This window comes from Shewanella litoralis (assembly GCF_009828585.1).
Classification (GTDB): domain Bacteria; phylum Pseudomonadota; class Gammaproteobacteria; order Enterobacterales; family Shewanellaceae; genus Shewanella; species Shewanella litoralis.
Genome location: NZ_WSRZ01000044.1, coordinates 1 through 13,251 on the forward strand (window position 1 = coordinate 1; position 13,251 = coordinate 13,251).

Annotated in this window: 11 protein-coding genes and 1 pseudogene; 4 read left to right on the top strand and 8 right to left on the bottom strand. The window is 41.7% G+C overall.

Annotated elements, in window-relative coordinates; all coding sequences use genetic code 11:
* Positions 1-238 precede the first annotated feature (238 nt).
* Entirely contained in the window at positions 239-1,627 is a 1,389-nt protein-coding gene (locus GQA99_RS19745; protein WP_160056871.1) for an aspartate ammonia-lyase, read from the bottom strand.
* A 245-nt stretch (positions 1,628-1,872) separates the two neighbouring features.
* Between GQA99_RS19745 and GQA99_RS19750 the strand changes: the two genes are divergently transcribed.
* Complete coding sequence (locus tag GQA99_RS19750) at positions 1,873-2,691, top strand: helix-turn-helix domain-containing protein (protein ID WP_229785978.1); 819 nt, start codon at positions 1,873-1,875, stop codon at positions 2,689-2,691.
* Positions 2,692-2,752: 61 nt separating this feature from the next.
* Here GQA99_RS19750 and GQA99_RS19755 read toward each other — a convergent pair whose 3' ends face one another.
* Positions 2,753-3,646, bottom strand: coding sequence for a 1,4-dihydroxy-2-naphthoate polyprenyltransferase (locus GQA99_RS19755; protein WP_268244233.1), 894 nt, complete (start codon positions 3,644-3,646; stop codon positions 2,753-2,755).
* Positions 3,647-3,855: 209 nt separating this feature from the next.
* Between GQA99_RS19755 and tesB the strand changes: the two genes are divergently transcribed.
* From tesB to GQA99_RS19770, 3 genes are all read left to right on the top strand, one after another.
* Complete coding sequence (tesB, locus tag GQA99_RS19760) at positions 3,856-4,719, top strand: acyl-CoA thioesterase II (protein WP_160056875.1); 864 nt, start codon at positions 3,856-3,858, stop codon at positions 4,717-4,719.
* Between the two features lie 21 nt (positions 4,720-4,740).
* Positions 4,741-5,142, top strand: coding sequence for a YbaY family lipoprotein (locus tag GQA99_RS19765; protein ID WP_160056877.1), 402 nt, complete (start codon positions 4,741-4,743; stop codon positions 5,140-5,142).
* Between the two features lie 103 nt (positions 5,143-5,245).
* Positions 5,246-6,481: an MFS transporter gene (locus tag GQA99_RS19770; protein ID WP_160056879.1), complete on the top strand. Its 1,236-nt coding sequence runs from the start codon at positions 5,246-5,248 to the stop codon at positions 6,479-6,481.
* A gap of 21 nt (positions 6,482-6,502) precedes the next feature.
* Here the strand turns inward: GQA99_RS19770 and GQA99_RS19775 are convergent, their stop codons facing one another.
* The 6 genes and pseudogenes from GQA99_RS19775 to GQA99_RS19800 all read right to left on the bottom strand — a co-directional run.
* Positions 6,503-7,876, bottom strand: a complete 1,374-nt coding sequence (locus tag GQA99_RS19775; protein WP_160056881.1) for a sigma-54-dependent transcriptional regulator — start codon at positions 7,874-7,876, stop codon at positions 6,503-6,505.
* A gap of 2 nt (positions 7,877-7,878) precedes the next feature.
* Positions 7,879-9,675 carry a sensor histidine kinase gene (locus GQA99_RS19780; protein WP_160056883.1) on the bottom strand — a complete coding sequence of 599 codons (1,797 nt, stop codon included), beginning with the start codon at positions 9,673-9,675 and terminating at the stop codon, positions 7,879-7,881.
* Between the two features lie 98 nt (positions 9,676-9,773).
* On the bottom strand, positions 9,774-11,171 hold the full coding sequence (locus GQA99_RS19785; protein WP_160056885.1) for a TRAP transporter large permease: 1,398 nt from the start codon (positions 11,169-11,171) through the stop codon (positions 9,774-9,776).
* Positions 11,171-11,824 (bottom strand): TRAP transporter small permease, encoded by a 654-nt coding sequence (locus tag GQA99_RS19790; RefSeq protein WP_160056887.1) that lies wholly within the window; start codon positions 11,822-11,824, stop codon positions 11,171-11,173. Before GQA99_RS19790 ends, GQA99_RS19785 begins: the two co-directional genes overlap by 1 nt.
* Before the next feature lie 72 nt (positions 11,825-11,896).
* Positions 11,897-12,925, bottom strand: coding sequence for a TRAP transporter substrate-binding protein (locus GQA99_RS19795; RefSeq protein ID WP_160056889.1), 1,029 nt, complete (start codon positions 12,923-12,925; stop codon positions 11,897-11,899).
* A 217-nt stretch (positions 12,926-13,142) separates the two neighbouring features.
* Positions 13,143-13,251, bottom strand: a pseudogene (locus tag GQA99_RS19800) (IS630 family transposase); the annotation flags it as partial.

Here is a 13,251-nt window from a genome sequence, read left to right on the forward strand (position 1 = left end):
GAAACAGACGAATTGATCAGCCGAACCCCGAGAGAAAGTCGTTCTTTGAAGGTGTTAATAAAGCCCGATGAGCTACCGCTGGAATGGTAGCTCAATCGATCAAAATTAAATTGAAACGGTACTAGCTATTGACGCGTCAATTCGCTTTGTTAGCAGAACAAATGACAAGCTTAAAAGTGAGGAGGGGTAACATGTTGATTTTAATTAGCATAAGTTCATCTCTTATCCCTAGCTCAGGTTAAATACCTATCATGCTGATGGGGTTCAATAAATTATCAAGCTGCTGCTGACTCAGTAGTTTTCGACCTAACACCACGTCACTAATTGTTTTGTTTTCTGCTAACGCTTGCCTGGCTATTGCACTGGCATTGCTATAACCGAGCACCGGAACCAAAGCTGTCACTGTACCTATGCTGTTGTCGACATTGTCTTGGCAACGCTTTTCGTTAGCTTGTATTCCTTTTATGCAGCGTTCATCGAGCATCTTACAGGCAGAGGTTAGCATTTTGATTGAGTTTAATAAGTTGTAGATGATAAGCGGTTCCATTGCATTGAGTTGCAATTGCCCTGCTTCAGCAGCCAGCGTGACCGCAAGATCGCTTGCAATAACCTGATAAGCCGTTTGGTTGACGGCTTCAGGTATTACCGGGTTAACTTTTCCAGGCATAATACTTGAACCAGGCTGTACCGCCGGTAATGATATTTCAGCAAAGCCGGTTCTTGGTCCGCTTGAAAGCAGCCTTAAATCATTACTTATTTTACTTAGCTTTACCGCGAGACGTTTTAATATCCCGGAATAATAAACAAATGCGCCCATGTCCGATGTTGCAGCAATAAGATCATTGGCTTGAACAAGTGGTTTATTTGAAATGGTAACCAAATGGGCAATGGCTAAATTTGCGTAATCTTTATGACTGTTGATCCCGGTGCCGATCGCTGTGCCGCCAAGATTGACCTCACAGAGTAATTTTCCTGCTTCTTGGAGCCGCGCGATCTCTTTGCCTAACACGGTGGCGAATGCGTTGAACTCTTGACCTAAACTCATTGGAACCGCATCTTGTAACTGAGTTCGGCCCATTTTAATGACATGATTGAACTCTTGTGATTTGTTATACAGAGACTGAGTTAATGATCCAACCGCAAGGATTAAGGCGTCACCGGCTAATTGAATTGCCAAACTCGCAGCCGTTGGGTAAACGTCATTAGTCGACTGACATTGATTTACATCGTCATTAGGGTGTAAAAATTGATAATCACCTTTAATACGTCCCATTTTAGTTAAGGCAATATTAGCGATAACCTCGTTTGCATTCATATTGGTCGAGGTGCCAGCTCCTCCTTGAATTGCATCAACCACAAAATCTTGATTATGTAGCCCTGACTGAATATCTTTGCAGGCTGCGATAATGGCTTCGGCTTTATGTTGAGGTAATAAACCAAGCTGTTGGTTAGCTGTCGCAGCCGCTTGTTTTACCATTGCTAAGCTACTAATTAATTCCGGGAAATGCCCGATAGGGACCCCAGAAATAGAAAAGTTATCAAGCGCCCGCTGAGTCTGAATGCCATACCAAACCGTGTTTGGTAGTTCCATATTACCGATAAGATCATGTTCTGTTCTAGCAAGCATATACTGGCCTATATTGAATGAGATTAATGGTTGTTCGTGGCATTGGTTTGCCAAGTTGTTGCGCTAAATTCAACGATATTTAACCAATTTTTCTACTAAGAATCGATTTGACAAGTTAACTATAAATGATGCTAGTTGATGCTGTTTTAGCATCTTTTTGCAAATGGTTTGTGGTTGTTTATCAAGGGCAATAAACTTATGATGCCAAATGCATTTAAGCTTGCTGTTTATCCAAGGTGTATTTAATGGCTATGTCGTCGGATTTCGCTAAAAACCTTCAATTACTCTGTAGTTATTACAAATCAATCGCTGAAGTGTGTCGGCGATTGTCGTTTAACCGTGCTCAATTTAATCGGTATTTAAACGGCACACACAAACCTAGTGCCAATACCATGTTAAGAATTTGTGAGTTCTTTGGGGTTGAAGAGTTCGAGATTATGATGCCTCAAAACCAATTTAAGTTATTAATTCAAGTTAGGCCTCAGTTACACACAACGGAGAATGTGCGCTTACCTGAAATGGTCCACTTTGAAACTTTAGCGCGTAGCAGTACTCATGATTTAGACAAATATCTTGGTTATTATTTCGAATACTATTTGTCGATGGCGCATCCTGGTAAATTACTGCGAACATTAGTTTGTTTTACCAAAGTAGATCAAAAAATTTATTACCAGCGCACGGAGAGAATTGTCGAACAGTCTCATCGAAAGCCCTATCATGGCGTCTATTTGGGAATGGCGAACTTTTTGGTAGACCGTATTTTTATGGTTGATTATGAGTCATTAACCAAGCATGAAATTTCACAAACTATTTTATTTCCCACATTTAAGAATAGGATTACTCAGCTCAAAGGGTTGAAAATAGGGGTAAGCGGAAGTGGTGAGCGAATGCCAATTTGTACTCGAGTGGTTTATGACTATCTAGGAGCATCAATTAATATCACGAAAGCATTCGCACTGTGTGGTTTATATGACTTAAGTACAACTGATATTGATGACTCGATTAAGGCAGCAGTTAAGAATGATATGGAGCCACACGAAGTGCATTTTAGAGCAAGATATTAATGATGCGTTATAGCGTTACCTTGCAGGTAAGTGGTGACGCTCACCTGCAAAGTTGTGGTCTTTATCTTAGAGTGATAAATAGCCCGGCACTAAACAATACGCTAAAAATCATACAAAGCTTGGCTGTTTGTCCAAGTATTGGATTAAGTGCTTCACCTGAATTGTTGTGAAACTCTCGGCTTAAATTACGTGCAATGACTAGCGACACGCCAGCCAGTAATACCGGTAAGCCATCGAGTGAGCCTAACAAAAAGCCCGCAATAATGATCCCAAAGGGTAAGTACACAAAGCTTTGATACAAGACCTTTGCTTGTGCCTCGCCAATACGCACAGCAAGGGTTTTTTTGCCCGCTTTGGTGTCGGTTGTTATGTCGCGGGTGTTATTCACCAACATGATAGCGGCATTAAAAAAGCCGATAGCACTACCGAGTAACCATGATGTCATTGTCGTGGTACCTGCTTGCAAATAATAGCTACCTACCACGGCGACCAGGCCAAAAAAGATAAATGCGGCTATTTCGCCTAATCCGTGAGAGGCAAGCGGGTAAGGGCCGCCACTGTAACAAAGTGCGCCCAAAATAGAGGCAGCAGCCAAGATTGCAATCGGCCAGCCACCATGCACTATTAACAGAGAGCCAACAGCTAATGCCGTCAGCAGACAGCCTATCATGGCATTTCGTACATGGTGTGGCGCTATCATGCCGCTCTGGGTAACACGAACAGGCCCAATACGCTCGTCGGTATCAATGCCGTTTTTAAAGTCGAAGTAATCGTTGGCTAAATTAACCGATATTTGCAGTAAAACGGCACATAGCATAGAGGTAAAGGCGATGAGTAAGCTAAATTGACTCAAGCCGATAGCGAGCATATTTCCCACAAGTAATGGACCAATAGCCGCGGGTAATGTGCGCGGGCGAATAGCCATAAGCCATGATTGCATAGAACTAGATTGCATAATATTGTGATACACAGAGTCGATTAGCCTTGTCTAATATCATATCAAATATTCAAATAAGGTGTTGATATGAATCTTTGCGTTATATCACTATTTTACTCATTGGTAACAGATGTTGTTAATTCGGGCGTAAATCAACGAATAAGCTAGAAAACAGAAGCTTAACTAGGGTAACCTTAAGCGTTAATTTTTGTTGTATAGAAGGTATTATGAGCCAGGTATTAAACGATTTGTTGTCATTGTTATCATTAGAAAAACTTGAAGATGGTTTGTTCCGCGGCCAAAGCCAAGACTTAGGGTTTGGGCATGTGTTTGGCGGCCAGGTGATGGGGCAAGCGTTAAGTGCGGCAAAACAGACTGTTAGCGCAGACCGACATGTACATTCTTTACATTCTTACTTTTTGCGCGCAGGTGATGAAAAGCAACCTATCGTTTATGATGTGGAAAATATGCGCGACGGTGGCAGTTTTAGTGCTCGCCGGGTTAAAGCTATCCAAAAAGGTCGGCCAATATTTTATATGACCTGTTCGTTTCAAAAGCACGAGGAAGGGTTTGAGCATCAAGCTCAAATGCCAGATGTTCCCGGCCCCGAAGGATTATTGAATCAGCAAGAGCTGGCCATGACCATGCGTGATAAAGTGCCTAAACAAATGCTTGAAAAGTTTATGGCAGATTCACCCATTGAAATGCGCCTTGTTAACCCGATTAACCCGCTAGCACCTGGTTCTAATGAGCCTAAACGTTATGTGTGGTTACGGGCAAATGGACAAGTGCCGAGCAATCATAATATTCAAGAGTATCTGTTAGCGTATGCCTCAGACTTTAATTTTCTCGTGACGGCTGCTCAGCCTCACAGTGTATCGATATTAACCCCGGGTATGCGGTTGGCAACGATTGATCATGCCATGTGGTTCCATCGGCCATTTAATATGGGCGAGTGGTTGCTGTATAGCATTGAAAGTCCTAATGCAGGTGGCGGACGTGGCTTTGTTACCGGGCAGTTTTTTGATAGGCAAGGGCGCCTAGTTGCTTCGGCAACGCAAGAAGGTCTGTTAAGAATGACGATGAAGTAAATTTAAAAGTAAGGATGCTGTATGTTGAAATTAATCCACTGGCTTAAACTGAGCGTGTTCGCATTACTGAGTGTGATGCTAAGTGCGTGTGTGACGGTTGAGCAACCTAAACCTGTCATCGTAAATGGTTATGCTGGTTATTTAGAAAAAATTGCCTTACCACAAGGTTGTAAAATTAATATCGCGATAATTGATTTTAATCGACCTGGGGTAATTATTTCTCAGAAAAACTTTGATGTGGCCAGAGCGCCAGTGCCGTTTAAATTTATTTTGCCTGCTGAGCTCATTAGTAGCGGTGTAGATTATGGTGTGGTGGCGATGATTACTTATAATGGAAAAGCCATTTTTCAAACCTATGATAAGTATCGTGTGATCAATAACGACAAATACACCACCGAAGTATTGATGAAGCGCGTTAAATAACATATTCAATTACCGAGTTCACAAACTCACTTACCCGTCATTGACCTCTATCTGTGGTGGGTAATAATCTGTTTTCTCTCCTAATGTGCTGTTTAGGTTGCTTATGACAGAGTTAGCGCCAACTTATCGTTCACATGCACAAACCCGCTTAATTTGGGCATTGTGTATCGCTTCTGTAGTGATTTACATTAATTTGTACACAGTGCAAGGCATGTTGCCGTCTATTGCAGAGCATTTTGACGTGTCTGGCGCCAAGGCAACATTAGTGTTGTCGGTAACCAGTTTTACGCTCGCCTTCTCGTTACTATTTTATGCGGTGTTGTCTGATCGGATAGGGCGCTTGGCGCCTATTGTGGTGAGCTTGTGGCTACTTGCTGCCTCGAATATATTATTGATTTTTGCCGAAACATTCGATGAATTAGTGTGGGTGCGGTTATTGCAAGGGGGGTTATTAGCCGCGGTTCCAGCGATTTCGATGGCGTATTTCAAAGAGCAGTTAGCCCCTAACTTTATGCTAAAAGCGGCAGCTGTTTACATTATGGCAAATAGCATGGGCGGCATTGTCGGGCGAATTTTTGGTGGCCTAATGGCGCAAAATTTATCATGGCAATCGTCAATGGGCTTGGTGTTTTTGGCGACATTAATTGGCGTGACATTAGTGACATACTTATTACCTCGCAAAGAAATTAAACCTGTGGAGATAAAGGAGAAGGTGTCGCTGCTGCGTAAAATAAAGCAGGACTTTGATGGGTTTGTGTTTCATTTGTCTGATCAACAAATGCGCTTAGCGTACGTTATTGGTGGTCTGGCGTTTATGATGATGGTAAATCAATTCAGTTTTATTCAGCTGCACATTATGGCCGAGCCTTATGGTCTAAGTCGCTTCAATGCCACATTGATTTTTTTATGTTATTCAAGTGGTACCTTTGCGTCATATTTGTCTGCTAAGTGGATTTTACGCTATGGTTCATTGCCATTGTTTAGGGTCGCTTTGTGTTTAATGCTCTGTGGAACCTTGCTGACATTAGTCGACACTTTAGTTGCGATTGTGATGGGCTTTTTAATCACTGCATGTGGCTTCTTCTTAACTCACAGTTGTTGTAATTCGTTCGTTGCTATGCGGGCAACCAGTCACCGGGCTAAAGCGACATCACTGTATTTATGCTGTTATTACTTAGGGGCTTCTTTAGGCGGCCCTTACCTTATGTTATTTTGGCATAAAGCTGAGTGGAATGGCGTTGTGGTAGGTTCCATGAGCCTGTTGGTATTGTTGCTGGTGGCAATCTGGCGCTTAGGAATACATCAGCAGAGTACCGATGTACTTATATCTAAAGATTGATGCATTTGCAGTGTTGTGAAGTTAATTGTCGATAAATTGTTTACGGTCTAAATCGAACTTACGCATTTTGTCATACAAGGTTTTACGCGGTAATTCGAGTTGCTCCATAGTAAGTTTTATACTGCCTTTATTATGGCTAAGGGCTTCTTCTATCAAGAGGCGTTCAAAAAACTCAACTCGTTGCTGTAATGACATACTGGTGTGCATAGTGGTGTGACTATCTAAATTACCAGCAAATGCAGCCTCTGCACCCAATAGCACATAGCGTTCAGCTAAGTTGCGTAACTCGCGAACATTGCCCGGCCAATCGTGCGAGGTCAGCACCATGGTTTGTTGTGGTGTTAAGGCTATGAGCGCTTTGTGGTATCGAGCCGATGCAATGCGCGCAAAGTGCAAAAACAATAACGGAATGTCTTCTAGGCGCTCTCGTAGTGGCGGGATCACAATAGTGACGAGGTTAAGGCGATAGAGTAAATCTTGTCTAAATTGTCCTTGCTCGCATAATTGTTGCAGATTTAACTTGGTGGCAGCAATGACGCGAATGTCTAAATCGATTGGTGTGTTAGAACCTAAGCGTTCGACTTTGCGGTCTTCTAATACCCTGAGCAATTTAACCTGCAAAGACATCGGTGTGCTTTCAATTTCATCTAAAAATAACGTGCCGCCATTAGCATATTCAAATTTCCCAATTCGACGTTTATCGATACCGGTGAAGGCTCCAGATTCAGCGCCAAAGAGTTCACTTTCTATGAGGTTTTCTGGTATTGCACCGCAATTAATGGCGACAAAATTGGCCTTGTTGCGGTAGCTATGATCATGTAAATAACGAGCAACTAACTCTTTGCCAGCGCCAGTTTCACCCTCAAGCATGATGTCGGCTGGTGTATCGAGTACCTGGTCTATAAGGTGACGCATTTTCATTACGCCAGGGCTGCTGCCTAAAATACGAGGCCCTGGAGCGATATGCGATTCAAGCTCTCGTTTTAATTTACGGTTTTCTAAGGTTAACGATCGTTTGTCTAACGCGCGCTTGGTGACATCAAGAATATGTTCATTATTAAAGGGTTTTTCAATAAAGTCATACGCGCCTTTTTTCAATGCATCAACCGCCATGGCAATGTCGCCAAACCCTGTTAACAGCACTACTGGGAGGTCGTTATCTTGCTTTTTTAGCTGTTGTAACAGGCTTAAACCATCGAGTTGCGGCATATTAACGTCTGAGATAACAATACCGGCCCAGTTAGGGGTAATGTAGCTTGCAATGGTTTGTGGGTCGGTAATGGCAAGTGCACTGATATTTTCAAGTTTAAATAACTGCTGTAATACGGTACCGATATGGGGTTCATCATCAACAATAATGACTTGATAGTCGTTGATGTCTTGTATTTGGGTCACGTTTACACTTCCTCACGTAAATAAAGCGGCAAAATAATATGAAAAATAGCACCGCCTTGTTGTGCATTTTCAACCGTGATTGAACCTTGCATTGATTCAATGATGCGCTGAGATATTGATAAGCCTAATCCGAGGCCTTGGCGCTCACTGGTGGTGTAGTAGGGTTCAAAAATTTTACTCATTTGGCTTTCTCTCACACCAGGACCACTATCTTGAATACTAATGTTCACTTTGGTGTCGCAGTAAACCTCGATGTGTAAATGCTTGTCTTTAGATTGCTGCATGGCCACAATTGCATTACTCATTAAATTAACTAACACTTGTTGCAACCTCACACTGTCGCCCCAAATTTGGCATTTCCCTTTGAGTAATACTATTGATAATTTAATGCCTTGCTTGTCCATTTCTGGTTGCACAATGGTAATAGCTTGTTCAATGGATTGGTTTATCTCTGTGGCATTGTCTTTACCTTGAGACTTGCGAGTAAAGCTTTTAAATTGGCCAATGATATCGGCTAATCTGTCAGTCAGCTCTATCATGATTTTGATATTACTGCTGGCGTCTTCAATCATATTGCGGCCAATAAATGTTTGGGTGTTTTGTGCATAACTTCTTAATGCTGCTAGAGGCTGATTTAGTTCGTGATTAATACTGGCAGACAAACTGCCAATGACAGTGAGTTTGGCGGCTTGTATGAGCTCATCTTGAGTGTCTTTTAATTGAGTGTTGGCTTGTTCTAATTCAAGCGTGCGCTCTTTAACACGCTGTTCGAGTTGATTCTGTGCTTGGCGCATTCTGGCAAGGTTTTTTCTGCGCTCTAAACTGTAAATAACAAATAATGCAAACAACAAGTACAGAGTGGCCCCAAGCAGCATTATAGGAGGCAATGATTCATATAACGGTTTCATTGGCGCTAATATGTGTACATTCCAATTAGCGTTTGGCATCAATTGGTGGCGTTCTAAGTATTTCTCTTTTCCTTCATAGGAAGATATTTGGTAGACCTGCGTGGTATTGGATTCACCTAATGCAAACTCAGGTATAAAACTGAGTTCTCCAATAGGGCGATTCGCATAGCGTTTTGACGAGTTTAATGCGAAACGTTTAGCTTGTGATAATGGCGTTAGGGAATTAAAGCGCCAACCACTGACACTAGACAAAAACACGATGTTGTCTGGGTCGCTAATCATAAATTCGTATTGGCTAGCAATGGCAATACCGCTACTTTGTTGCTCAACTAAACTGATATCCACTTTGACAACAATAACGCCTAATACCACGCCCTTGTGATAAACCGGGTTAGCAAAATAAAACCCGCGTTTGTTCGATGATGTCCCAACCGCGTAATAGCGGCCTGACTTGCCTGAAATAGCCTCAATAAAATAAGGCCTGAAAGAATAATCGTGATTAACAAACGAGTTTGGTTGATCCCAATTACTTGCCGCAATGGCCACACCCAGTGCATCGGTTAAATAAATATCAGACGATTCTGTGACTAATTGCAGCTCAGATAAGTAGGCATTGAGTTTGTCTATCGTTTTAGGATTTTGTTGGTCAAGTAGGCCTTGCTCTAAAATGGGGTTTTTGGCTAAAACGGCAGGAATGTTCTCGTAATGTGCCAACGCATTATCGATAAAGATAACCAATTCATTTATTTGTTTTTCGGACTGCTTCGCAATGTTTTTTGTGCCTTGATCAAGCAAATACCAATGAGTGATTTTAAGGGTCAGCAATAACCCAATGATCAACAAGATGCTCATCAGTACATTGCGCTTTTTGATAGTCGAGAATGAAAACATGCAAATTCCCAAGTGGCGATTCAGATTATTATAAATGGGGTTAAATAAAAACGAGCCTTAGTGACCTAAGGCTCGTCTATGATACGCCAATTATCAAGCTAGTAGCCGTTTAATTTGTCGATGTATTCAGGTAAAAACAATGAAATTTGTGGAATGTAAGTAATTAATATCAAGAAACCAAGGAGTAAAACTAACCATGGTAAGCAAGACTGAATAACCCATCCCATGCTTTTACCTGTTATCCCAGCGGTGACAAACAGGTTGAGCCCCACCGGCGGTGTCAGCATACCTATCTCCATGTTAACCACCATAATGATCCCTAAATGGATCGGGTCAATGCCTAACTGAGTTGCAATGGGGAACAAAATTGGTGCCATGATGAGCAAAATAGCAGATGGCTCCATAAAGTTACCCGCAGCCAACAGCAATAAGTTAACAATGATTAAAAAGCCCCATGCGGGTAAACCAAGGCCGACAATGGCTTCAGCAATAATGTGTGGGATACGTTCTGTTGTCAGAACATGAGCGAACAACATAGCGTTAGCAATGATGAACAACAACATAATGCTGACTTTAGCGCCATCACGTACCACATGACGGATCTCTTTGTCTGCCGGGGTTTTGATTACCGCAAGTAACATATAACCCATATTACGTAGCGAAGCACCAATAATAGATTCACGCGGATTTCGCCATGCCACATTTTTAAGCGGCCCAATATCGCGATAACCAAATACTGCGATAAAGTATGCATATACACAGGCTACCGCGGCCGCTTCAGTAGGACTGGCAACACCACCGTAAATAGAACCGAGCACAATAAGAATGAGCGCTAATCCACCCATTGCTTTAGCACTTGATATTGCGAGTGCTTTGACCCCAGGGAAAGGGCGTGAAGGCAGCTTTTTAATGCGGGCTACAATATAGATGGCTATCATTAAAATACAGCCCATCATCAATCCAGGAATTAATCCTGCCATAAACATTCTGGCGGCTGATACTTCTGTTGCTGCAGCGTAAACGAGCATCACAATAGAAGGTGGAATTAAAATACCCAATGTGCCAGAGGTGGTAATCACACCTGCGGCAAACTTTTCTGGATAACCCGCACGCACCATCCCAACAATCACAATAGAGCCGATGGCGGCTACGGTTGCAGGAGATGAGCCAGACACTGCAGCAAAGAGCATACAAGCCATGACAGATGCCATGGCTAAACCACCACGAATGTGGCCAACACTGTCCATTGCAAAGTCAATGATCCGCCTTGCAACACCACCAGTTGACAGAAACGCTGATGACAAAATAAAGAATGGAATTGCCAGTAAGGTGTAATGCTCAGATGTGGATTCGTAAAGTTTTAAAACAATAGAGGCAAGTGAGTCATTAGAGAATAATAAAATCGTTAACATGCTTGAGAAGCCTAATGCAATCGCAATAGGCATACCAATCATCATGCAGATAAGTAGAGTGATAAATAACGTTGCGATAGTCATTATTTCGCGTCCTTATCATTTTTTTCTTGTTGTGCTAATGATGCCGAAATCGCAGCTTCGTCGATGAGGTGCATGCTATCTTTTGCTTCATCTGCAAGTTGAAAACCCACGGCCTGATTTTTCAAAATGGCGATAAATAACTCAACAAAACGCCAGGTTAACATTGAAAAACCAATTAATAAGATGCTTTGAGACAACCAAATAGGCACTGCGCCATCTTCAACATCGATACGCAATGTTTCCCATGCATAATCAGGATCTAATTGATGAATAAACCAAGCTGGAAAATCGATATCTTCCATTGGAATACCAATTTGATACATTTGGCTTAAGTAATCCCACGAGCCCTTTAAAAACATTGCACAATATACAACGCAACATAAGCACGCAAAAATGGCCACAATTTTCTGAGGTTTGCCAGATAGCTTGGAAACAAATGCATCGACCCCAATGTGTGCACCCACTTTTACGCCATAAGACATCCCGAATAACACAAACCAACCGCATAGGGTCAGTGTCAACTCCTGGATCCATAAAAAACCGGTATTAAAGAAAAAGCGAGCTATGACTTCACCAAATACAAGTAGGGTCATCAAAGTGATGAGCAGGTTGAGAAAACCCTCTTCAAAATAACCAAATAGTCTCGATATCACGGTTATACTCCTCGAATAGAAAAGGATGGTACTGAAACATACTGGATTTCAGTACCACGTTAAGTATTAAGACTATTTCGTGTTTGCAGCTACGGCTGCATCAATCATGTCTTTACCGATTTGGTCTTCAAATTTAGCCCAAACTGGCTTCATAGCATTAACCCATTGCTGACGATCTGCTTGGGTTAAGGTCACTAACTGAGAGCGCTTAGAATCAATGATTGCCTGTCTGTCTTCATTGTCTTTTTCTGCCGCAATTTTATTACCAAGTGCAATGGCTTCATCAAGTGCTGTTTTAAATACAGCGCGTTTATCCGCTGGCAAGCCTTTCCAAAATGTATTGGATGAAACGACCATATAATCGAGTACGCCATGGTTACTTTCTGTGATGTGGCTTTGCACTTCATAAAATTTCATAGAATAGGTATTTGACCAGGTATTTTCCTGGCCATCAATTGCACGCGTTTGTAGCAAGGTAAAGACTTCAGAAAACGGTTTTTTAACTGGAATTGCGCCTACTGCGTCAAACTGAGCGGCAATAACATCAGATGCCATAATGCGGAACTTTTTACCATTGGCATCTTTTGGAAGTGTAAGTGGGTCGTTAGCTGAAAACTGTTTCATACCATTATGAAGGTAACCTAAGCCAACAACGCCTTTGCGGTTCATTGAGTTGAGTAATTTTTGGCCCGATTCTGATTGTTGAAATCGATCAACGGCAGCCATGTCTTCAAACAGAAATGGTAAATCAAAGATTTGTAGTTTCTTGGTATAGCGTTCAAATTTTGATAATGATGGTGCGACAAACTGTACGTCATTGAGTAACAGGGCTGCTAGCTCATTATTGTCGCCAAATAATTGTGAGTTAGGGAATACGTTTACAACATATTCACCCGGTAAACGTTGTTCGATTAATTCTTTAAACTTGAGTGCCATTTGACCTTTAGGTGTATTTTCTGCCACCACATGTGAAAATTTAATTTCTACAGGCTCAGCAAATACATTAAAGCTCGCCGCAAGAATTGAGGCTATAGTTGCTAGTTTTGCTAGTTTTGCTATTGATTTTAATGGTTGTGTAAAAGTACTTGTCGATTTTTTCATGAGGTTTAGCTTCCTTTTATTAGTGTTATATATTCCTCACGGTGGACACTTGTTCCAGAACAGGTGAACCATAAACGCGTTATGAGGATGTATAAAACATAGCAAGCAGTGGGCCACAATGTTAATTATTTGTACCATTATGAATTCGTTAACTTTATTTAAACGATTATAGTGAGGACGATATTTTATGTGTGGATTGTCATACCAATTACATTAATTAACTGGTCAGTTTTGTCCAGCTTCTAGAGCATAATTTAATGATCCTTTCGGGCTCTGCAATAAAGTGATTCCATGCAATTGAGCACTGTTCAACAATATCGTCATAT